Annotated in this window: 23 protein-coding genes and 1 tRNA gene; 13 read left to right on the top strand and 11 right to left on the bottom strand. The window is 69.4% G+C overall.

Annotated features, from left to right (window positions below; translation table 11 throughout):
• Nucleotides 1-19: 19 nt before the first annotated feature.
• From IEV64_RS03310 to IEV64_RS03300, 3 genes are all read right to left on the bottom strand, one after another.
• A complete protein-coding gene (locus IEV64_RS03310) occupies nucleotides 20-802 on the bottom strand; it encodes a tetratricopeptide repeat protein (protein WP_188423136.1) in 783 nt (260 codons plus the stop codon).
• Nucleotides 803-866: 64 nt separating this feature from the next.
• Nucleotides 867-951, bottom strand: a tRNA-Leu gene (locus IEV64_RS03305).
• Between the two features lie 41 nt (nucleotides 952-992).
• On the bottom strand, nucleotides 993-1,337 hold the full coding sequence (locus IEV64_RS03300) for a ferredoxin (RefSeq protein ID WP_004969217.1): 345 nt from the start codon (nucleotides 1,335-1,337) through the stop codon (nucleotides 993-995).
• A 290-nt stretch (nucleotides 1,338-1,627) separates the two neighbouring features.
• Between IEV64_RS03300 and IEV64_RS03295 the strand changes: the two genes are divergently transcribed.
• Entirely contained in the window at nucleotides 1,628-4,180 is a 2,553-nt protein-coding gene (locus IEV64_RS03295; protein WP_188423135.1) for a methyl-accepting chemotaxis protein, read from the top strand.
• Nucleotides 4,181-4,299: 119 nt separating this feature from the next.
• Nucleotides 4,300-5,685, top strand: coding sequence for a hypothetical protein (locus tag IEV64_RS03290; protein WP_188423134.1), 1,386 nt, complete (start codon nucleotides 4,300-4,302; stop codon nucleotides 5,683-5,685).
• 12 nt (nucleotides 5,686-5,697) lie between these two features.
• Here IEV64_RS03290 and IEV64_RS03285 read toward each other — a convergent pair whose 3' ends face one another.
• On the bottom strand, nucleotides 5,698-6,216 hold the full coding sequence (locus IEV64_RS03285) for a peptidylprolyl isomerase (RefSeq protein ID WP_188423133.1): 519 nt from the start codon (nucleotides 6,214-6,216) through the stop codon (nucleotides 5,698-5,700).
• Between the two features lie 208 nt (nucleotides 6,217-6,424).
• On the opposite strand from IEV64_RS03285, the gene IEV64_RS03280 reads away from it, so the two are divergent.
• The 3 genes from IEV64_RS03280 to IEV64_RS03270 all read left to right on the top strand — a co-directional run bounded on the left by IEV64_RS03280 (nucleotide 6,425) and on the right by IEV64_RS03270 (nucleotide 8,836).
• The gene (locus IEV64_RS03280; RefSeq protein ID WP_007275626.1) at nucleotides 6,425-7,402 is read left to right on the top strand and encodes a bile acid:sodium symporter family protein; all 978 of its coding nucleotides are present in this window, start codon (nucleotides 6,425-6,427) and stop codon (nucleotides 7,400-7,402) included.
• An 89-nt stretch (nucleotides 7,403-7,491) separates the two neighbouring features.
• Nucleotides 7,492-7,731: a YgaP family membrane protein gene (locus IEV64_RS03275; RefSeq protein WP_188423132.1), complete on the top strand. Its 240-nt coding sequence runs from the start codon at nucleotides 7,492-7,494 to the stop codon at nucleotides 7,729-7,731.
• Between the two features lie 91 nt (nucleotides 7,732-7,822).
• Nucleotides 7,823-8,836 (top strand): succinylglutamate desuccinylase/aspartoacylase family protein, encoded by a 1,014-nt coding sequence (locus IEV64_RS03270; RefSeq protein WP_188423131.1) that lies wholly within the window; start codon nucleotides 7,823-7,825, stop codon nucleotides 8,834-8,836.
• A gap of 69 nt (nucleotides 8,837-8,905) precedes the next feature.
• Here the strand turns inward: IEV64_RS03270 and IEV64_RS03265 are convergent, their stop codons facing one another.
• The gene (locus IEV64_RS03265; protein WP_188423130.1) at nucleotides 8,906-9,988 is read right to left on the bottom strand and encodes an anthranilate phosphoribosyltransferase; all 1,083 of its coding nucleotides are present in this window, start codon (nucleotides 9,986-9,988) and stop codon (nucleotides 8,906-8,908) included.
• A 108-nt stretch (nucleotides 9,989-10,096) separates the two neighbouring features.
• Between IEV64_RS03265 and ahbB the strand changes: the two genes are divergently transcribed.
• Nucleotides 10,097-11,140: a siroheme decarboxylase subunit beta gene (ahbB, locus tag IEV64_RS03260; protein ID WP_188423129.1), complete on the top strand. Its 1,044-nt coding sequence runs from the start codon at nucleotides 10,097-10,099 to the stop codon at nucleotides 11,138-11,140.
• A 101-nt stretch (nucleotides 11,141-11,241) separates the two neighbouring features.
• Here the strand turns inward: ahbB and IEV64_RS03255 are convergent, their stop codons facing one another.
• Nucleotides 11,242-12,111 (bottom strand): CehA/McbA family metallohydrolase, encoded by an 870-nt coding sequence (locus tag IEV64_RS03255; RefSeq protein WP_007275631.1) that lies wholly within the window; start codon nucleotides 12,109-12,111, stop codon nucleotides 11,242-11,244.
• A gap of 208 nt (nucleotides 12,112-12,319) precedes the next feature.
• Between IEV64_RS03255 and IEV64_RS03250 the strand changes: the two genes are divergently transcribed.
• Nucleotides 12,320-14,065, top strand: a complete 1,746-nt coding sequence (locus IEV64_RS03250; protein ID WP_188423128.1) for a Rieske (2Fe-2S) protein — start codon at nucleotides 12,320-12,322, stop codon at nucleotides 14,063-14,065.
• Between the two features lie 50 nt (nucleotides 14,066-14,115).
• On the opposite strand, the gene IEV64_RS03245 is transcribed toward IEV64_RS03250, so the two are convergent.
• The gene (locus IEV64_RS03245) at nucleotides 14,116-15,150 is read right to left on the bottom strand and encodes an NAD(P)/FAD-dependent oxidoreductase (RefSeq protein WP_188423127.1); all 1,035 of its coding nucleotides are present in this window, start codon (nucleotides 15,148-15,150) and stop codon (nucleotides 14,116-14,118) included.
• A gap of 156 nt (nucleotides 15,151-15,306) precedes the next feature.
• On the opposite strand from IEV64_RS03245, the gene IEV64_RS03240 reads away from it, so the two are divergent.
• The 5 genes from IEV64_RS03240 (at nucleotide 15,307) to msrB (ending at nucleotide 18,498) form a co-directional block, all read left to right on the top strand.
• Nucleotides 15,307-16,038 carry an HAD family hydrolase gene (locus IEV64_RS03240; RefSeq protein WP_188423126.1) on the top strand — a complete coding sequence of 244 codons (732 nt, stop codon included), beginning with the start codon at nucleotides 15,307-15,309 and terminating at the stop codon, nucleotides 16,036-16,038.
• A complete protein-coding gene (locus tag IEV64_RS03235; protein ID WP_188423125.1) occupies nucleotides 16,035-16,811 on the top strand; it encodes an aldo/keto reductase in 777 nt (258 codons plus the stop codon). Before IEV64_RS03240 ends, IEV64_RS03235 begins: the two co-directional genes overlap by 4 nt.
• An 87-nt stretch (nucleotides 16,812-16,898) precedes the next feature.
• Entirely contained in the window at nucleotides 16,899-17,603 is a 705-nt protein-coding gene (locus tag IEV64_RS03230; protein WP_007275635.1) for an RAD55 family ATPase, read from the top strand.
• 13 nt (nucleotides 17,604-17,616) lie between these two features.
• Complete coding sequence (locus IEV64_RS03225) at nucleotides 17,617-18,033, top strand: DUF8057 family protein (RefSeq protein ID WP_007275636.1); 417 nt, start codon at nucleotides 17,617-17,619, stop codon at nucleotides 18,031-18,033.
• A 63-nt stretch (nucleotides 18,034-18,096) separates the two neighbouring features.
• Nucleotides 18,097-18,498: a peptide-methionine (R)-S-oxide reductase MsrB gene (gene msrB, locus IEV64_RS03220; protein ID WP_188423124.1), complete on the top strand. Its 402-nt coding sequence runs from the start codon at nucleotides 18,097-18,099 to the stop codon at nucleotides 18,496-18,498.
• Between the two features lie 54 nt (nucleotides 18,499-18,552).
• On the opposite strand, the gene IEV64_RS03215 is transcribed toward msrB, so the two are convergent.
• The 3 genes from IEV64_RS03215 to IEV64_RS03205 form a co-directional block, all read right to left on the bottom strand.
• Nucleotides 18,553-19,005: a DUF8036 family membrane protein gene (locus IEV64_RS03215; RefSeq protein ID WP_004968277.1), complete on the bottom strand. Its 453-nt coding sequence runs from the start codon at nucleotides 19,003-19,005 to the stop codon at nucleotides 18,553-18,555.
• On the bottom strand, nucleotides 19,002-19,301 hold the full coding sequence (locus tag IEV64_RS03210) for a winged helix-turn-helix domain-containing protein (RefSeq protein WP_188423261.1): 300 nt from the start codon (nucleotides 19,299-19,301) through the stop codon (nucleotides 19,002-19,004). Before IEV64_RS03210 ends, IEV64_RS03215 begins: the two co-directional genes overlap by 4 nt.
• Nucleotides 19,302-19,579: 278 nt before the next feature.
• Entirely contained in the window at nucleotides 19,580-20,206 is a 627-nt protein-coding gene (locus tag IEV64_RS03205; protein ID WP_007275638.1) for a hypothetical protein, read from the bottom strand.
• Nucleotides 20,207-20,457: 251 nt separating this feature from the next.
• On the opposite strand from IEV64_RS03205, the gene IEV64_RS03200 reads away from it, so the two are divergent.
• Complete coding sequence (locus IEV64_RS03200) at nucleotides 20,458-20,736, top strand: hypothetical protein (RefSeq protein ID WP_007275639.1); 279 nt, start codon at nucleotides 20,458-20,460, stop codon at nucleotides 20,734-20,736.
• 38 nt (nucleotides 20,737-20,774) lie between these two features.
• Here the strand turns inward: IEV64_RS03200 and IEV64_RS03195 are convergent, their stop codons facing one another.
• Nucleotides 20,775-21,203, bottom strand: a complete 429-nt coding sequence (locus IEV64_RS03195) for a universal stress protein (protein ID WP_004968281.1) — start codon at nucleotides 21,201-21,203, stop codon at nucleotides 20,775-20,777.
• Nucleotides 21,204-21,218 lie beyond the last annotated feature (15 nt).

The following is a 21,218-nucleotide window of genomic DNA, read 5'->3' as shown; positions in this document are numbered from 1 at the left end:
AATAGTTGTGGGTGCGGCCCTACTCGCCTCGCTCTCTCACGTCCGGGTCGGCCGCGTCGGCGGCGGCCTCGTGCGCTTCGGGTTCGTCACCGACGCGGGCGCGTTCCGGAGCCGTGCTGTCCCGCGCTTCGGTCTCGCTCTCGACGGCGTCTTCGAGGAACGCGAGGGACCGCTCGCGTTCGCCCCGCACCGAGGCATCGCGCATCCCGAGGGCGATGGCGGCGTCGAAACAGCGGACGGCCTCCTCGTGGAGGCCGCGCTCGGCGAGGAAGAAGCCGCGGTTGTACCACGCCTGCGGGAGTCGCGGGTCGAGTTCGACGGCGCGCTCGGCGCGGTCCAGCGGACCCGACGAATCGCCGAGTTCCCACAGCGCGTACGCGAGGTTCGTCTCCGCGGTCGCGGCGTGTTCGCCGTCGTCGTCGATGCGGAGCGCCTCGCGGTACGCGCCGACCGCCTCGTCGTACTCGCCGAGTTGGGCGTGGGCGACGCCCCTGTTCACCCACGCCTCGCACGCCGTCGGCGAGTCCTCGTCGGCGTAGGCGACCGCCCGTCCGAAGCTGTCGACGGCCTGTTCGTACTCCTCGACGGCGACGTAGGCCAGTCCGACCTCGACGAGCGCCGCCGGGTCGACCGCGTCGGGGTCGATTCCCGCCTCGTCCACCAGTTCGGCGAGGGCGTGGTCGTCCGCCGGGTCGACCAACCGCCCGTTCAGCCGGTACGTCGGCGGGTCGAGGTCGAAGCCGTCGTAGGGGTCGCCGAATCCCTGTCCCTCCGAGTAGCGGTGTCTGCGCGTCGAAGCCATTCGTACCCATTGGCGGGGAGTCGAGATAACGTGGTCGGAGGTCGCCGTCGCTCGGCGATGAAAATGCGGGGGACGAGATTCGAACTCGCGAACCCCTACGGGAGCGGATCTTAAGTCCGCCGCTTTTGGCCTGGCTCAGCCACCCCCGCGCACTCTCCCGTTCTTCGAGGGGGAGAAAAGTGCTTTCGCTTTACCAGTCGACGGAGAGCGTCCCGTCGCCGTGCGGGTTCGGCGATAGCTCCTCGTCGGTCCGGCGGTCGATGACGTGGATGACGCCGCGGCCCTTCTTCGCCGGGCAGACCTCCGCCGCCTCGACGTTCTCGTCGAGTTCGTCCTCGCCGACGAAGTACGACTTGGCGCGGGCGAGGCCGGTTTCGAGGTCCATCTCCCAGTTGTCGGCGACCTCCGCACACCGGCCGGCCCCGAAGCACTTGTTCGCCTCGAAGATTATCTTGTAGGGCTTTTCGTCGACCGGCGGGGCGTTCTCGTCGGTTCCGAAGTCGCTCGGCTTCGGACGGTCGGACTCCTCGCTCATCGTCGGCCCTTGCCGCGCGGTGGTCTTTGCGCTGTCGGTCGCGCGGCGACGCCGCGGGCCGGCCCCACGCGACTCCTCGAACTTCTGGTACGTCCGTCGAAGCGCGCTCGTCGCGCTTTATCCCCGGGCCACGACGAGCGCGCGTACCGTATTCTCCCCGTGGTATCCGGATACGTTGGGTCGCTTCCGTCGAGTGAGTCCCCGACGGATGCACCACCAGTCACGAATACGTTCTCAGATGTGATACTCGAGGGCGTGGTCTTATCACCGACCAGAGAGATTCCGGACCAATGGACGACGACAGCCACCTCCGGAGCCGAGCGTCGTCGCTTCGCGCAACCGTCCGGGCCGCGCTCGGGTCGCGCGCGACCGACGACTCCGAATCGGACGCTGTGAACGCGCCGGCGCGCGACGACGCGCGGAGCGACGGCGGGGGACCACCCACGGTCGCCGTCGGGTCTGGGGCCGGGGAGTCTCCTTCCACCGACGACGATGCCACCGCGCCGGCGGCCTCGGACGCCGCCGCGCTCGACGACCTCTCCGCGGCTATCGAACGCTGTATCGACGGCGACCTGACGGTCCGCGTCGACGTTCCCGACGACCCGGCGCTCGCGCGCCACGCCCGCGCCCTCAACGAGCTGTTCGAGGAGTGGCAGACCGCCATGCGGACCGTCGACGCCTTCGCCGACCAGGTCTCGGCGTCGACCCGAATCGTGGCCGACGCCGCCGAGGAGAGCCGCGAGGAAAGCCGGTCTGTCGCGGGCTCCGTCGACGACATCGCCGCGGGCGCGCGCCGGCAAAGCGAGAGCGTCGAGGAGGTCGCAGACGAGATGCGGAACCTCTCGGCGACCATCGAGGAGGTCGCCGCCTCCGCCGACGAAATCAGGCACGCGACCGACGAGGCCGTCGCGCGCGGCGACCGCGGCAAGCGCGCCGCCGAGACCGCCATCGACGAGTTGGCGGCCATCGGCGAGCGGACCGACGCGACCGTCGGGCGCGTCGAGGAACTCGACGACCGCATCGACGACATCACCGGCATCGCGACCAAGATCTCCGACATCGCGGAGCAGACGAACATCCTCGCGCTCAACGCCTCCATCGAGGCCGCCCGCGCCGGCGAGGCCGGCGCCGGCTTCGCCGTCGTCGCCGACGAGGTGAAGGCGCTCGCCGAGGAGACGCAGGCCGCGACCGCCGACATCGAATCGACCATCGAGACGGTCCGCGCGCAGTCGGCCGCGACGGTCGACGACATCACCGACACGAGCGAGCGCCTCGACGAGGGGAGCGAGACGATTCAGGACGCGCTGTCGGCGCTCGACGGCGTCGTCTCCGACCTCGAAGAGACGAACGGGAGCCTCCACGAGATTTCCGACGCCACGGACTCGCAGGCGGCGACCTCCCAAGAGGTCGTGAGCCAGGCCGACGGCGTCGGCGAGATAAGCGACGAGACCGCGGCGCTCGCGGTCGACGCCGCCGGGTCGGCCCGCCGACAGACCGTGTCGCTCTCCGAGGCGGTGACGAAGATAGGCGCGCTTTCCGACCAAGCGGACCACCTGCAAGACTCCATCGACGGCTACCGCCTCCACGCCGAGGCGACCGAGTCGAGCCAGACCGTCGTCCAGTTCTGGCACGGCATGTCCGGCGACAAGGCCGAGGTCCTGGAGTCGCTCGTCGACGAGTTCAACGCCGACCACGACGGCGTCCGCGTCGACACCGCGTCGAAGGGAAGCTACCGCGGCACGTTCGACGCGACGCTCGCCGCGGCCCGGTCGGGGACGCCGCCGACCATCGCGCAACTGTACGAGGTCGGCACCCAGCGCGCCCTCGACAGCGGGGCGTTCATCCCCGTCGAGTCGGTGCTCCCCGACGGGGCGTCCGCGGGCGAACTCGTCCCCGAAATCGCCAACTACTACCGCCACGACGGCGCGCTCTGGTCGATGCCGTTCAACGCCTCGAACCCCGTGTTGTACTACAACGCCGACGCGTTCGAGCGGGCCGGCCTCGACCCCGGCGACCCCCCGGCGACGTTCGACGAGGTCACCTCGGCCGCGGCGACGCTGAAGACGAGCGGAAACGTCGACTACGGCGCGACGTGGGCGAACTACAGTTGGTTCGTCGAGCAGTGGTTCGCCGCCGCCGGCGAGTGCCTCTTCGACGCCGACAACGGCCGGAGCGGCACCGCCCGCACCTCGCACCTCGACGGCCCGGTCGGGACGCGCGTGTTCGAGTGGTGGCGCGACCTCGAACGCAACGACCTGCTTTTCGACCCCGGCGTCGAGGCTCGGCGAGACGCCCGCGAGGCGTTCCTCGACGGCCGTGCCGCGATGCTCGTGGACTCCAGTTCGAGCGCCGCGTCGGTCGTTCGGGGAGCCGCAGAACGCGGCTTCACCGCCGAGGTCGGGCGGTTCCCCTCGCCCGGGTCGACCCGCGAGGGCGTTGTCGTCGGCGGCGCGTCGCTGTGGGTCGCAGACGGCGTCGAATCCCGGAAACGGGCCGCCGCGGGCGAGTTCATCGCGTGGCTCACCCGGCCCGAACAACAGCGTCGCTGGCACCGGCGGACGGGGTACTTCCCGGTCCACCGCCGGACGCGGGACCTCCTCCGCGACGACGGCTGGTTCGACGAGCACCCCGGCTTCGCGGTCGCGTTCGACCAACTGGCCGAGACCGTCGATACGCCGGCCACCCGCGGCGCTCGCGTCGGCCCCTTCACGACCGTCAGGACCATTGTGTCGGAGGGGCTGTCCGAGCTGTTCGACGGCCGCGACCTCGACGCCGTGTTGGCGACGATGGACGAACAGGTGTCGGCCCGCCTGTCGGAGTACGAGAACTCGGCGAAGCGCTGACCGGGTGGGGTCGGGTCAGTCCGAGTCGGAACGGACCGACCGACTGCGACCGCCCCTCAGCGACCGCCCCTCAGCGACCCGCCGGTGATTCTTTCGCCATCGAGCCCTAATTCCGAGCGATGCGGCAGTCCCGTCGCTCGCGCTTCGGCGACCTGATTCGCGCCGCCGGCCCCAGCGACGGCCGCCGATTCCTCGCCGACCTCTGGACCGCCCGCGGGTGGGAGACGACCGTCGAACGCCGCCTCGTCGTCGCCCGCAGAGGCGACCGAACCGAGCGACTCGCGGTGGTCTCGCGCTCGCGGTTTTCCCTGTCGCCGTCGATTCCGGCCGAGGCGACGGTCGTCGTCGCCCTCGGCGACCCCGCGCGAACCCGACGCGCGGCCCCCGACGACGCCCGCGTCCTCTCGGTCGACGACCTCTACGAACTCGTCCGGTACGGCCTCCCCGGCGGCCGCGGCGACGACCTCGTCGCCGACCACTTCGGCGTCCGCCTCGCCGACCTGCCGGGTGACGGCGGCGTCGGTTCGAGGGGTGCGGACGGTGTGGGCGGCGCAGTCGTCGCTCCGCTTTCTCGCTCGCTCGCGTCGCTTCCGGTCGCGCCGCTTGTCTTCGTCGCGCTTCTCCTCGCGGCGGTCGTCGTGACCGCCGGCCCGGCCGGCGTGCCGGGGTTCGGGCCGGCGCTCGGCGGGCAACAGTCACCGGCTCTGACGCCGACTGCGACGACGACCACAGAGCCGACGCCGACTCCCGAACCGCTGTCGGTCGCCCCCGGCGTGACCACCGCGGGCGTCGAGAACGCGACGCGCCTCGCGGCGGCCCACCGCCGGGCCGCGTCGAATCGGTCGTACCGCTGGACGCTCGGCTACCGCGAGTCAATCGCCGGCGACGAGACGGGCCGCGAGGTCGAGGTCGTCCTCGTCGAGGCCCCGAACGTCTACGTCTCCGAGGTGGAGCGGACCGGCCGACTCCGGGCGTTCCCGCGCCCGACCGCCTCCGAGGACGCCTACGCCGACGGGACCACGCGCTACGCCCGCCGCCCCGCCGAGCCCGACGGCGTCGCCGCCCGCGTCCTCGACTCCGACGTGCGCGACGGGCCGGGGCGGCAGGCCTCGCGCGCCGCCCGCTACGTCGACTGGTATCTCTCGACCGACGAGACGACCGTGACGCGCATCGAGCGCGCGACGACCGCGGCCGCCGAAGCCGGACCCGGACGCGCGCGGTACCGAATCGAGGGCCGTGGCACCGACTTCCCGCGGTCGCGCGGCTATCAGGTCGAAGCGGTCGTCGAAGAAGACGGGTTCGTCCGCTCGATGCGCGTCACCTACGAGACCCGCGACGGCCTCGGCGTCGAGGTCTGGTTCGCGTACGACGCGGTCGGCGAGACGACGGTCACGCGACCGGCGTGGCTCGACCGCGCCGACGGGTCGACCGGCGGCCGAACCGTCGTCCCCGCGACCGCGAGCGGGTCGCTTCGGGACGGAGAGCAGTTTCGGGACCGGAAGTAGTGTCCGAGGCGGTTACTGCTCGACGTCGACGGATTCGAGGACCACGTCGGACACCGGCTTGTCGTTTCGGTCGGTCGGGACCGAGCCGATGTCCTCGACGACGTCCATGCCGTCTGTGACCTTCCCGAAGACGGCGTGCTTGCCGTCGAGGTGGGGCTGGGCGTCGAGCGTGATGAAGAACTGCGAGCCGTTCGTGTTGGGGCCGCGATTCGCCATCGAGAGCACGCCGGGGCCGTCGTGGCTGAGGTCCGAGTGGAACTCGTCGTCGAAGGTGTAGCCGGGGCCGCCGCGGCCGGTCCCCGTCGGGTCGCCGCCCTGAATCATGAACTCCGAGATGATGCGGTGAAAGAGGATGTCCTCGTAGAGGGGTTCGCCCTCCATCGTCTCGTCCGTCTCGGGGTGGACCCACGTCTTCTCGCCCGTCGCGAGGCCGATGAAGTTCTCGACCGTGTTCGGGACCTTGTCCTCGAAGAGTTCGACCGTGATGTCGCCCTTGTTCGTGTGGAGCGTGGACGTTGGGTTGTCGCTCATACTTGACCCGTCGGGCGGGCGAGTGAAAACCGTGCCGCCTCGGGGTCGGTCGCCGGCGACACGGCTCTCCGGTTCTCCGTCGGTGACACGACCCCGCTCGGCCCGCGCCTTCCGGTCGGATTCCCGGACTGTCACACCGACAGACGTTTTTCTCCCCCGCGACCGAGTGGTGTGAGATGACATCACAATTCGACGGAGGGCGGTCGGAATGAACGTCCGCTCGACTCTCGAACGCCTGTCGGAACTCGCCAACACCTACTTCGTCGGCCTCGTGCTCCTCGCGTCGGCCGCCGCGTTGGCGCAACCGGACCTGTTCACGTGGATTGCACCGTACATCTCGCCGCTCCTCGGGCTCATCATGCTCGGGATGGGACTGACGCTTCAGCCCGTGGACTTCCGCCGACTCGCGGAGCGCCCGCGAGACGTGGCCATCGGCGCGCTCGCCCAGTGGCTCATCATGCCGACCGCCGCCTACGCGCTCACGGTTGTCCTGTCTCTCCCGCCGGAACTCGCCGTCGGCGTCATCCTCGTCGGCGCGGCCCCCGGCGGCACCGCCTCGAACGTCATGGCCTACCTCGGGAAAGGCGACGTGGCGCTGTCGGTCGCCATCACGACCGTCACCACGCTGGCCGCGCCGCTCGTCATGCCCGCGTGGGTCGTCGCGCTCGCCGGCGAACAGCTTCAGGTCGGCTTCATGGACCTGTTCGTCAACATCATCCAAATCGTCTTCATCCCGGTCGTGCTCGGCTTCGCGCTCCGCCTCCTGCTCGACCGCAACGCGCCCGAGGTCGCCGAAGTCGGCCTCGACGTGTTCCCGCTCGTCTCGGTCCTGAGCATCGTCGCCATCGTCGCGGCCGTCGTCGGCCTCAACGTCGACACCATCCTCGGCGCGGGCGCGGCCGCCATCGGGGCCGTCGTCCTCCACAACGCCATCGGCCTCGGTACCGGCTACGGGACCGGCCGCCTCGCCGGGATGTCCGAGGACCGCGTCCGGACGACGACGTTCGAGGTCGGCCTCCAGAACAGCGGGCTCGCGGCGGCCCTCGCGCTGACGTTCTTCTCGCCCGCCGCCGCCCTCCCGCCCGCGCTGTTCAGCGTCTGGCACAACATCACCGGCCCGCTCCTCGCCAGCTACTTCTCCCGGACCGCGAGCGACTCGTCGGGTGGAGCGCCTGCAGACGACTGAGTCGTCAAAAACGGCCTTCGATTTTTGAGACCCTCGTCTCCAGAGAACCGACGCCACGTTAATGTATTGCGATAGACAAGCACTACTGTATGGTACGAAACGTCGGCACGCTCGACCGGACTGTTCGCCTCGCGCTCGGTGCGCTGTTCGTCATCGGCGGGGTCGGAAGCTACGCGGGGCTGTTCTCGCTCGGGTTCGGCCCGGTGCCCGCGGCGCTCGGTGCCGCGTTCGTCGTCGCCGTCGGCGTCATCCTGCTCGTGACCGGGTTCCGCCGGACGTGTCCCCTGTATCTGCCGTTCGGTATCGACACGTCGGACGACCGGAACTGACGGTCGCGTCCACCCCCGCCCCGCCGCGCCCCGCGCCGTCTGCTTTTCTCGCTCCCCTAACTACAAGACACCCCACCGCGATGCGTCGGATATGCACACCGCGGAGACCGTGACGCTCACCCGCCTCCCCTCCGGCGTCCCGGTACAGACGACCGTTCACACCTACGAACCAAAAGACGGGACCGACGGCCCGACGCTCTACGTGCAGGCCGCCCAGCACGGGCGCGAAATCAACGGCACCGAAGTGCTCCGCCGACTGCACGGCCGCCTCGAACGCGCGGAGCTCTCGGGCCGGGTCGTCGCCGTCCCCGTCGCCGACCCGCTGACGTTCGACCGCGTCTCCTACGTCACCCCCGAGGTGCTCGACTCCGTCAACTCCAACATGAACCGCGTCTGGCCGGGCGACGCCGACGGCTCGCTCCACCAGCGCATGGCCGCGAAGCTCTGGGAGTACATCAGCGAGTCCGACGCCATCGTCGACCTCCACACGGGGAGCCCGGACATGCTCACCCACACCGTCTACCTCCGGGGCGACGAGTCGTCCCGCGACCTCGCGCGGGCGTTCGGCGTCGACATCCTCCTCGCGGAGGCCGCCGGCGAGGACGCCGACGACGAGTGGACCGAACGGAGCTTCGACGGCAAGCTCCGCGTCGCGGCGACGAACGCGGGCATCCCCTCTATCACGCCCGAACTCGCCCACAACAAACAGCTCGTCGAGCCGGCCATCGTCGCCGGCGTCGAGGGCCTCCTCAACGTCTGCCGCGACATGGGCATCCTCTCGGGCGCGGTCGAGCCGTGGGACGGCCGCACCTACCGCAACCACCTCGGCCGCGTGCAGGCCGCCGCCTCGGGCCTGTTCGTCGCCCGCGAGGACGTGGAACTCGCCCGCGAGGTCCGCCCCGGCGACCACCTCGGCTGGGTGTACGACCCGACCACCTACGAGGTGCTCCAAGAGGTCGAAGCCGAGCGCGCGGGCATCGTCTACTCCATCGCCCGCGAGGCGACCGTCACGGCCGGCGAGACGCTCGTCGGCATCGCGCTCCCGCTGGACGACGGCGAGGGGGACGACCCCTTCGACGAGACCGACGGCGACCTCGACATATAGAGAACGGCGGTTCAGTCGAACAAGAGGGACCGACGTGTTGAGACGAAAGAATTCGAGTCGGCCGCGAGTTCAGAACGCGCGCAGGTCTTCGAGCACCGCTTCCGCGTCGCCGGAGGCGATGGTCTCGCGGGCCAGTTCGAGTCCCTCGTCGATGCTGTCGACGTCCTCGCGGGCGTAGATGCGGAGCGCCGCGTTGAGGGCGACGGCGTCGGCGAAGCGGTCCTCGCGGTCGCCGGCGAGCACGGACTCCGTGATTTCGGCGGAGTCGCCGGCCACGTCGTCCTCGTCGACGCCGAGGTCGTCGTACTCGAAGTCCATGCCGTACTCGGCGGTCTCGATGTCGAAGTCGTCGAAGGTGGCCTCGCCGTCGTCGCCGGCGGTCCACTCGGCGACCTTCGTGTAGCCGGGGCGGATGTCGTCGTAGCCCTCCATCCCCTGGAACATGAGCACGCGGTCGAGGTCGTGGTGCTCGCTTTCCTCGAAGGTGTCGACCATCTTCTTGGCGAACGCGAGGTGGTAGAACGACCCGAGGTGGACCGAGGCGTTCGCGGGGTTGGCGATGGTCTCGATGGTGTTGACGAACGTCCGGACGCCCATGTTGTCGCGGCGCTCCCAGAGGGCGTGGATGCCGGGGTTGAATCGCGGCTGGTAGTAGAAGCCGAAGCCGGTGTCGTCGACCATGTCGGCGGACTCCTCGGGGTCGAGTTCCGTGCGGACGCCGAGTTCGTCGAGGACGTGCTTGTAGGCGTCCTGCTTCTGGGTCGGGACGCGGTCGCCGGAGTGGACGACGACGGGCGTGCCGGCCGCGGCGGCGACGACGCCGGCGGCGACGCCGAGGATGGCGGTCTTGCCCTTGCCGTCGTAGTTCGCGCCGCAGTCGACGGGGTCGACGTCGGGTTCGGCGTACTCGACGCCTTCGGCCATCACGTCGGCGTAGGCGGCGAGTTCCTCCGCGTTGTTGTGCTTCCAGCGGTTGGCGAGCCAGAACGCGCCGAGCGTCGTGTGGTCCGGTTCGCCGGCGAGGATGCGGCGCATCGCCTCGGACGCCTGCTCGCGGGTCATGTCCTCGGCGGACTTCGTGCCCGTGCCGACGACTTCCGTCATCAGACGCTTCAGCGGCCATTCCCCGAACTCGCTTTCGACTACTGCCATGCGCCTGTGTTCGCGCGAGCGGTCAAAAAACGTCCCGTTCGGTCCCGTCGCCCGGGAGCGACGCCGCCGTCCGAAAGCGATAGGCTTCCCGACTCCTAACGCCGGGTAATGAGCGCGTTGTCGGACGATTGGCGGGACGGCATCGACGAGGTCGATGCGGCGCTTATCGACGAATACCAAAGCGGCTTCCCGGTCGAACAGCGGCCGTTTCGCGTCGTCGCCGCGGAGTTAGGCATCGACGAGGACGACGCCCTCGACCGCGTCCGTCGGCTCCGCGAAGACGGCATCTTCCGACGGTTCGGCCCGGTTCTCAACCCACCCGTCATCGGGAGTTCGACCCTCGCGGCCGTCTCCGCGCCCGAGGAGCGCTTCGACGAGGTCGCCGAACTCATCAACGGCTACCGGCAGGTGAACCACAACTACCGCCGCGCCCACGAGTGGAACATGTGGTTCGTCGTCACCGCCGGCTCCCGCGAGACGCGCGACCGCATCCTCGACGAAATCGAGGAGCGCACCGGCTGTGAGGTGCTGAACCTCCCGATGCTCACCGACTACTACATCGACCTCGAGTTCCCCATCGTCAACGACGACCGCTTCGCCCGCGAGAGCCTCGGCGCGACGGACGTGAGCGCCACCCGCATCTCCGAGGACGCGACCGGCGACCTCTCGGCGCTCGAAGCCCGCTTGCTCGTGGAGATTCAGGGCGGCTTCCCGCTGTCGAAGACGCCCTACCGGGACGTGGCCGACGCCATCGACGCCGAGGTCGACGACGTGCTCGTCGCCGTCGAGCGCCTGCTCGCGGACGGCTGTATCAAGCGCATCGGCTGTGTCGTCAACCACATCGTCACGGGCTTTCGGAACAACTGCATGGTCGTCTGGAACGTCCCCGACGACGAACTCGACGCCCGCGGCGAGGCCGTCGGGAGCCTCCCGTACGTCACGCTCTGTTACCGCCGGCCGCGCCGCCCCGAGCAGGGCTGGGAGTACAACCTCTTTACCATGATCCACGGCCGGGACGCCGACGCCGTCGACGAGAAGATAGACGAACTCGCCGCCGACCACCTGCCGTTCGACCACGAGCGACTCTACTCGACGGCGAAACTCAAGCAGACCGGCGCGCAGTACGAGGAACTCGTGGGGTCGGACGACTGAGAGGGAACGGACCAAACTCGACCGAACAGAACAGACCGAACAGAACAGCACTCGTTTTCGACGCCTGCGCCGCCGTCCGCGTCACAGCTCACACCGGGTCGCTACCGCGAGAGCGGCGACATCCGGTAGAGCATCCGCGCGGCCTGCGCGACGCCCGTCTTCGCCAGCGACCCGCTTTTGAGCGCGCCGATTTTCGCGTAGTAGCCGGACTTGAACGCGCCCTTCTTGGCGAGGAGCGCGCTCCCGAGCGCCCCGCGCTTGGCGTAGTACGCGGACTTCCGACCGGCCGCACCGGCGTAGTGTTTCGTGCTCGTCGGAATCGGCGTCCGGCGACCCTGCACCTCGGTCGAACCGTTGCGGACGGCGTCCAAGATGTCGTCGGCGGTGAGCGAGGCGCGGGACACGTCGGGGATGTCGATTTCGGTGTAGGCGCGGCCGACGTACCCGACCTTGTGGGCGTCGCTCCCGGCGACGCCGGGGTACTGGCGCTTCGCCGCGAACCGGCGGGCGCGGCGGTTCTTGTAGCCCGTGAAGAGCCACGAGTTGTACGTTTCGATGGCGTCGAAGGCGTCGCCGCCCGCGGCGTCGTGATACCGGCCGAGCCGGCGGCGACCGATGCCGTGTCGGCTCCGCTGGAACGGGTGCGGGACGATGGCGACGCCGCCGCGCTCGCGCACCCAGCGGGCCGTCTCGTCCAGCGGGCGACGCCGCGGGGGAAGCTCCTCCACGCCGAGCGCGAGAAGGTGGCCGTCGGCCGTCGAGACTTCCACGCCGGGGATGCCGACGAGGCCGTACATCGGTGCGAGTTGCGCCGCTCGGAGCGACTCGTCGATGACGTCGTGGTCGGTGATGACGACGGCGTCCAACCCGATTTCGGCGGCCTGTTCCAAGATGAGCTCCACCGGGTCGTGCGCGTCGTACGAGCCTTCCGAGTGCACGTGGGGGTCGATGCGGACGGTCAGCGCGGACACGACTCTTCGTTAGGCCTCGGTGACGAAAAAGACACGCCCGAATCGTGCTAGCTCGAAGCACAGCGGTCGGGGGAGTCGGTGGCGTCCCGAACTCCACCGGAACCGGCCTCAATAGGCCTCAGATACGGAAGATATGGGAATACATCACGTCGCGGACGTAAATTCGTTTCAGCGAATCTTTAGGAATTATCGTGTCGAACGTGTGCACATGGCATCCGAAGACCGCTTTCGCCCCGCCGTCGACCTCGCGGACCTCCGCGAGTCGGGCCGCGAACAGGTCGCACTGGACGGGCGCTCTATCGCCCTCTTCGACCACGAGGGCTCCATCAGGGCCGTCGACAACGCTTGCCCGCACATGGGTTTCCCGCTCGTCCGCGGCTCCGTGGACGAGGGCGTGCTGACTTGCCACTGGCACCACGCCCGGTTCGAACTCTCCTGCGGCGACACGTTCGACCCGTGGGCCGACGACGTGCGGACCTACCCCGTTGAGGTGCGCGACGGGACGGTCTACGTCGACCCGGACCCCGACCCGGACGAACCGCCGGCGGTCCGCTGGTCGAACCGGCTGGGAGACGGCCTCGAACAGAACCTCCGGCTGGTCGTCGCGAAGTCCGTCATCGGCCTCCTCGACGCCGGCGCCGAGCCGACGGAGCCGCTTTCGACCGGCGTCCGGTTCGGCTGTCGCTACCGGCGCGACGGCTGGGGGTCGGGGCTCACTATCCTGACCGCGATGGCGAACGTCCTCCCCGACCTCGACCCCGACGACCGAAAGCGCGCGCTCTATCAGGGGCTCGTCCACGTCGCGGGCGACGCCTCCGGCGAACCGCCGCAGTTCGAACAGGACGCCCTCGGCGCGACCGACACCGACTTCGACCGCCTGCGGTCGTGGTTCCGCGAGAACGTCGAGGTTCGCGACCCCGACGGCGCGGAGCGCGTCCTCCGGACCGCAATCGCGGCCGGCCACGACGACGCCGAACTCGCCGGCATGGTCGCCGCCGCGGCCACCGACCACCGATACCTCGACACCGGGCACGTCCTCGACTTCGTCAACAAGGCCTGCGAGGCGCTCGACCACGTGGGCTGGGACCGCGCCGACGAGGTCCTCCCGAGCCTCGTCCGCGGACTCGCCCGCGCCGACCGGGCCGAGGAGTCAGCCGAGTGGCGGCGACCAATCGACCTCGCGGACACGCTCGACGACGTGTTCGCTGACCTCGACGACCACGTCGCCGCCGGCGCGGGCGAGACGTGGTCCTCCCCGGACGACCTGCTCGACACCCTCCTCGGCGACGACCCGCACGTCATCGTCGACGCGCTGACCGAGGCGATTCGAAGCGGCGCGACGCCCGCAGAACTCGCCGACGTCGTCGCCTTCGCCGCCGGCACGCGGGTCGCGCGGTTCTCGACCACCAACGAGTTCGGCGACTGGAACACGGTCCACCACACGTTCACCTACGCCAACGCGGTCCACCGGCTCGCCGAGCGGACCGGGGCCGCGGAGCTCTATCGGGGCGTGTTCGACGCCGCAGTCAACGTCTACCTCGACCGGTTCCTGAACACGCCGCCGGCCCCGCTCCCCGACCCGACCCCCGACGCCGACCCGGCGGCGGCGCTCGAAACACTCTCCGCGGCGTTCGACGCCGAGGGGCGGGTGAACGACGCCGGCCGGGCGGCCGCGGGGTTCCTCGACGGCGGCGGCGACCCGGCGAGGCTCCGCCGCGAACTCGGGGGCGCTCTCCTCCGCGAGGACGCCGGTTTCCACACCTATCAGGCGCTCGAAGCGGGGTTCGAACAGGCGGCGACGCGGCCGCCCGAGGAGGCGCGGACGCTTCTCGTCGGCGTCGCGCGCTACCTCGCGGCGCACTCGCCGACGCGCCGGGAGCGAGAACAGACGTTCAGCATCGCCGCGCGGCTCCAGCGCGGCGAGTCGGTGTACGGCGAAGACGCAGACCTCTGACCCCGCACCGGGGTCGCGCAGGCGCTCGTCGTCGCCGTCATTCTTTTCGCCTACTGCTCGGCGATTCGCTCGCCGGCCTCGACGCCGCTCCAGAGCGCGGCGTGGACTCGGCCCTCGCCGACCGTCCAGTCGCCCGCGAAGTAGAGGCCGTGGGGCTCCCCGCGGCGGAGTATCTCGCGGTCGGCGACGCCGTCGGGGAGCGCGTACCGCCAGCCCTGGTCGTCCACCCAGTCGGGGTCGCGCAGGCGCTCGTCGTCGAGGAGTTCGGCGACCATCCCGGCGACCTCGTCGGCCGCGTCGTCGAGGGGGTCGTCGTAGCGCGCCTCGGACCACTCCGGGCTCGGTTGGACGACGAGCAGGCTCTCGCCGTCGGGGACGTGACCCTCCTTGCACTCCTCGCGGGCGACCCAGCCGACGGGATGGGTCTTGTCGGGGTTGACGAGGGCGTACCACGGCTCCTCGCGCTCGAAGGGGTAGTGGAGGACGACGGTTCGAACCGTCCGGTACTCGACGCTCCCGATGGCCTCGCGGAGCGCGACCATACACTGGTCGCCCCAGCCCATCTCCGTGAGAATCGCGGCTGTCTGCGGGGCCGGCGGCGTCAGGAGCACCGAATCGAACGGGCCGTGGCGCGTCCCCGCCTCGTCGACGACCGACCAGTAGCCGCTGTCGGGGTTGTGGTCGATGGCGGCGACGCGCGTCTCCCGCTCGACGGCCGCCTCGGTCTCGGCGAGCATGCGCTTTGCCAGTTGGGTGATGCCCTCGGTCCACGTCCACTTGTGTTGGTCGCGGGCGTCGCCCTCGGAGACGACGCCGTCGCCGTCGAACGTCCAGACCGGCTCCTCGATGTCGACCAACCCGTCCGCGCCCAGTCCGCGGACGAGCCGCTCGGTGCGGCGGTCGTAGTCTTTCACGTAGTTCGCGCCGTGGTCGTACCGACAGCCGTGTCGGCGGCGCGTCGCGGCGCGCCCGCACACCCCGCGGCTCTTTTCGAGAATCGTGACGTTCGCGTTCGCCTCGCGGAGCGCGTACGCCGCGCCAGCCCCAGCGCCCCCGGCTCCGACGATGCACACGTCGCGAGTCATCTCGCCACCCCGCGTGAGAGTCCAGCCAGCATTGGTCAAACGTGAGGCTTCGAGGCGCTAAAAGACTCGCAACGCGGCGGGAATAGGGACCGCGTTCGCGCCCGCCGCCCCGGCGGGAGGCGAAAACGATTCACGTCGCGCCGCCGGAGTCGGTGTATGTACGACTCGGTCATCTTCGACCACGACGGCGTGTTGACCACGCTCGTCGACCTCTCTCCCCTCCGCGACGCGACGTGGGACGCCTTCGCCGAACTCGGCGTTTCGGACCCCGACCCGGACCACGTCGAACAGGTGGTCATCCACGTGTCGCCCGAGGACGTGCGCGCCGCCGCCGACCCCTACGACCTCGACCCAGAGACGCTGTTCCGCGTCCGCGACGAACGCCAGTCGGCCGCCCAAAAGCGGGCCATCGCCGACGGGCAGAAGGTCCCCTACGACGACTTCGACGCGCTCCGCCGCATCGACGCCCCGATGGGCATCGTCTCCAGCAACCAGCAGGCGACCATCGACTTCGTCGTCGACCACCTCGACGCCGGCGACCTGTTCGGAACCGCCTACGGCCGCGAGCCCTCGATGACGAGCCTCCACCGCAAGAAGCCCGAACCCTACTACCTCGAACGCGCCATGGCCGACCTCGGCGTCGAGTCGCCGCTTTTCGTCGGCGACAGCGACAGCGATATCGCCGCCGCCGAGGCCGCGGGCGTCGACTCCGCGTTCATCCGCCGGGGCCACCGCACCGACCACACGCCGACGCCCGACCCGACCCACGAAATCGCCGGCCTCGACGACCTGCTCGAACTCGACGGCGTGCCCGTCGTCGGCGACGCGTCCGCCGCGTCGGGTCCCGCGGCCGACGGCGGCCGCGAGGGCGGGGACCCGACGCGGTGAGCCTTTCGCTCCCCCGTATCGGCCTCGGGACGATGGGCCTCGACGCGGCCGACGAGGCCGCCGCCGTGACGACGGCGCTGGAACTGGGCTACCGGCACGTCGACACCGCGCAGATTTACGGGAACGAGGCGGTCGTCGGCGACGCGCTCGCGGCGGCGGACGTGCCCCGCGAGGACGTGACGCTCGCCACCAAGGTCTGGGCGGACAGCCTCGCGCCCGCCGACGTGCGCCGGACGACCCGCGAGAGCCTCGACCGACTGGGCGTCGACTACGTCGACCTCCTGTACGTCCACCGCCCCATCGACACCTACGACGCCGAGGCGACGCTGTCCGCCTTCGACGAACTCGTCGACGACGGCCTCGTCCGCGGCGTCGGCGTCAGCAACTTCGCCGTCGCCGAGGTAGACGAGGCGCTCGACCTGCTCGACGCGCCGCTCGTCGCCCACCAGACGGAGTACCACCCGCTGTTCCAGCGCCCCGCGCTCCTCGACCACGCGGCGGAACGCGGCTACGGCGTGGTCGCGTACTCGCCGCTTTCGGGGGGCCGCGTCCGCGAGGTGGACGAGGTCGTCGCGGTCGCGGAGCGTCACGACGCGACGCCCGAGGCGGTGAGCCTCGCGTGGCTGGCCGCGAAGGGGTTGTGTCCGATTCCGAAGGCGTCGAGCGAGCGCCACCTCCGGGCGAACCTCGACGCCGTCTCGCTGGAACTCGACGCGGCCGACGTGGCGACCATCGACAGTATCGAATCTGAAGTCGAACTGTTCCCTGAGTAACGGGTCGAGCGCCCGACGACGCCGAGAAAATCTCAGTTTCGATACCAGTCCCGGAACGATTATAATACGGCGGGCGAGTGTCCGACCATGCGGATTCCGAGTGGGGTAAGCGGGTTCGACGAGCTCATCCAGGGTGGCTTCCTTCCGCGCCGACTGTACGTGCTGAGCGGACCGCCGGGGAGCGGGAAGACGACGTTCACGGCGCAGTTCATGGCCGAGGGACTTCGCAACGGCGAGAAGTGCATGTACATCACCATGCACGAGACCGAGGACGAACTCATAAACGACATGTCGGGGTTCGACTTCGGCTTCGAGACGCTCGCCGGCTCCGAGGGCTTTCACTTCGTCAACCTCGTGAGCCCGAAGGGGAAACACATCCTCAATCAGTTCTCCCAGAGCGGGGGCTCGTCGAGCGTCCAGAGCCTCACCGACAAAATCGTCGCGTTCGTCAACTCCCGACAGGTCGACCGGCTCGTCATCGACTCGACGATGTTGCTCCGGCTGTTTTTCGCCAACGGCTCCGAGGAGATGACGCGGTTTCTGACGGCGCTCAAGCAGGGCGACGCCACGACGCTTCTCATCTCCGAGATGACCGACCCCTCGTCGTACTCCGACGAGCACTTCCTCGCCCACGGCGTGGTGTTCTTCCACAACTATCTGGAGGCGACGGGGATGACACGCGGCATTCAGGTCATCAAGATGCGCGGGTCGAACATCGACTGCGACATCCGCTCGATCGAGTTCACCGACAACGGGCTGGTCGTCGACCCCCGCTCGAAGGTCGACCTCTGAGGAACCCACAACCATGTACGAACGGGTCTACGGGACGGACTGGCAGACGATATCGGACGAGGAGGCCATCCGCCGGATGTACGCGCTCGGCGTCTCCAGCGCGCTCGGCCACCCGAACCGGGGAGAGTTCGAGCGCATCCGCCGGCAGGCCGGCACCGCCTACGGCCGGAGCGTCCTCCAGCTCGCCTTCGAGGAGGGCAAACAGCGCGTCGCCCGCAACGAGTCGGAGTACGACTCGAAACAGGACGTCTGGGAGGCGCTCGTCGACGAGGAGACGACGCCCGCCACGACGGGGCGCGCCGACGTGACGATGCAGAAGCCGACGGACAAACAGGGCATCCCCGACGCCGTCGGCCGAGCGTCCGCCCTCGACAACCGGCGCGACGACTTCGCTCGGATTCGACTCCCGGAGTTCCTCCGGCGCGGGTAGCCGGCCACACCGCCGACGCGGGTAGCCGACGGGCCTTTGGGCGTCCGAGCCCTCTTTCGACCCATGAGCAACAGCGAATTCAGTCTCTCTGAGTCCGAGTGGCGCGAGCGACTTTCGGAAGACGCCTACCGCGTCCTCCGCGAACAGGGGACGGAACCGCGGTTCTCCGGCGAGCACGTCGACCGGAGCGACGACGGCGTCTACCGGTGTGCCGGCTGTGGGACCGAACTGTTCGACTCGGAGACGAAGTACGACTCCAACTGCGGGTGGCCGAGCTTCTACGCCGCCGAGGACTCGAACATCGAGCTTCGGCGCGACCTGAGCCACGGGATGGACCGCACCGAAGTGGTCTGTTCGACCTGCGGCGGCCACCTCGGCCACGTCTTCGACGACGGCCCGGAGCCGACCGGCAAGCGCTTCTGTATCAACTCGGTCGCGCTCGACTTCGAGGCGGACGAGGAGTAGCAACAGCGGACGACAGCGCCCCGACGAGCGCCGACCCGACGAGTCCCACGTTCCTCACGCCGAACTCTGATACGTGAGGAACGTCACGGCGACGGCCGCAAAGAGGTCGGGCAGGAACGTGAACGGACCCAGCCCGCTCCCTCTGAACCCGAGGAAGAGCGACGCCAGCGGGTTCGACGTGAGGGCGTACAGGAGCAGTGCCGCCGTAAAGAGGAGCAGGCTCAGGGTAAAGCGGTTCGGAAGCTCCCGGTAGAGCATCGCGTAGGTGGCCGCGAGGAACCCGAGCACGACGAGGTTGTACGTCGAGACGAACAGTTTCAACTGGACGAACAGGTCCGGGATGGGCGGGCCGCCGGGGCCGCCCGGCTTGTGCGGGCCGAACAGGTCGGGGGCGAACCACGCGACGAGCTCGGGGGTGAACCACGTCGCGAGCGCCGCGACGGCGAGCGAGACGCCCACGACGACGGCGGTTCGTCGCAGGGGGTCTCGGTTGGCCGCGTCGCTCACGCGCCGTCACCCCCCGCGGAGACGTCGGTCAAGTTGGCCTTTCGAGCAACCTCGTCGAGCACGTCGAGGTTGGCTTCCATCCGGTCGGTCAGAAAATACGTCTTTCCGTAGTTGTCGCCCATTATCATCAACACGTTGTTCTCGACGAGGAGTTCCAGGTGGTGCTGTGTCGTCTTGTAGTCGAGGTCGAGTTCGTTCGAGAGTTGGTTGGCGTTCATCGGCATGTCGTCGAGCGCGCGGATGATTCGCAGGCGGTTCCGACCCCCGCGCGATCCGCCGATTAGCCACCACAGCACACGTCGCATCCGGGTAAACCGTCAAATCCGGACGTATTAAAACGGCGGGCCTCCCGTCCGCGCCGGCGGAGGCCCGCGGTGATTCGTACGTGGTGGGGTGAGGGGGCGTTCAGTGGGTGAGGGGGTGTTTAGCAGGGGGCGTTTCGTGAGGGGTTCGGGGGAGTGAGACGATTCACGGCGGATGGTTCGACGATGGCGGTCTCGGTGGGTCGTCGCGGGTGAATCGACGTGGGGAGTGGTGTGCGTTGGGGGAGTCGTCAGCGGGGGGAACGCGGGCGTCAGTTACCGCGCGGCCCGAAGCCGCCGCGACCGCCCGCGCGGACTTGGACACCGTCGCGGTCTCGGTCGCGGTCGCCGACGCCATCGCCGTCACAGGCGAGCGCCGACGTGTCGACGCCGAACTCGTCGAGCGTCTCGTGGACGGCGGTCCGAATCTCTTCGGTCGTCGCGCCGTCGGCGCGCATGTCGGCGACGAGCGTCCGAATCTCGTCGGCCTGTTCATCGGTCAGGTCGAATCGCTCCGTGGCGTAGAGTGCCGGGTCGGGAAGCAGGTCGGCTTCGTCGACGCCGAACTCGGTGAGTTTCTCGTGGACGGCGGTCCGAACCTCGTCGGTCGTCGCGCCGTCGGCGCGCATGTCGGCGACGAGCGTCCGAATCTCGTCGGCCTGTTCGTCGGTCAGGTTGTAGCGGTCTTGCAGGCGGTCGCCCGGCGCGTACCGGGTTTCGTTGGCGGTCCCAGCGGCGGGGCCGTGCCAGCCGCCGTCGGCTCTGACGGCGGTCCCGTCGGTCGCTTGGACGGCGTCCGACGCGTGCGTCTGGACTGCGAGGCCGGCGGCGGCCGCCGTCCCCGCGAAGACGAGCGAGGCGACGACGAGCGCAACCCCGAGCGTTGTGAGTCTGGTCATAATCTGTTCCTCCGTCTTATCCGACGCTCAGCGGCTAAAAGAGGATTTTCCGAACTCGAACACGAGTCCACCGTGAATCCGCCCAGAGTTAGGCCCAAATTACGCCGGAAACCCCCCCGCCAGACGCGGCAGACCGCGGGGTGCGCGCGGCGCTCCGAGAACGCCGGTATCGGGGTGGTAGGACGTGTCTAACGGAGGTCTGTGGTGAGTAGCCGACACGTACCAAACTAGGGTGACGGCGTACGTAGGGTATGTCTCGTAGTTACCCCGTCCACCGTCACTCGGCCCGAACACGGCGGCGACCCGCGCTCACGCCGTACGCGCTCGTCGTCGCCGGCCTCCTGACGTTCTGCATCGCCGTCGTCGCTCCCGTCGCCGACCTCTCGGCGAGCATATCGGTGATGAACATCGCCGGCGGCGGGTCAGCCCCGGCGTTCGACGGGGGAACGCTCGTCCTCAGCGGCGGCCTGCTCCTCATCAGCGCCGCCTCGACGTTCTTCGGCGTCCTCCTGTTGCTCCTCCGACTCTGAATCGGGCACAACGGTGGGCGACCCCGGACGACCGCGACCTACCGACGCTCGATGGGGGTGGCGAGCACGGGGACCTTCGACTGGACGACGACCGACCGCGAGACGCTTCCGAGGATGTTGTCCTCGAACCGGGCGTGGGTCCCCATCGAGATGAGCGCGGCGTCTATCTCCTCGGCGACGGCGAGAATCTCCTCTGCCGGGTCGCCGCGGCGGAGTTCGGTGGCGGCGTCGACGCCGTACTCGGCCATCGTCTCTGCGGCCTCGCCGAGCGCCGCCTCGCCCTGCGACCTGAGTTCCTCGTACACCTCGTCGACGCGCTCGTCGGCGAGCGTCAGGAAGGCCCGTTCGTCGACGACGTAGACTAGGGAGACGGCGGCGTCGCGTTCGGCCGCGAACGCCGCGGCGTCTTCGATGACCGGTTGCATCGAGTCACTGCCGTCGATTGGCACGAGGATTGTGTCGTACATCAACTGGGAGTTGGG

The sequence above is a fragment of the Haloferax sulfurifontis genome, assembly GCF_014635105.1.
Lineage (GTDB): Archaea > Halobacteriota > Halobacteria > Halobacteriales > Haloferacaceae > Haloferax > Haloferax denitrificans.
This window is presented reverse-complemented; position numbering and strand designations above follow the sequence as displayed.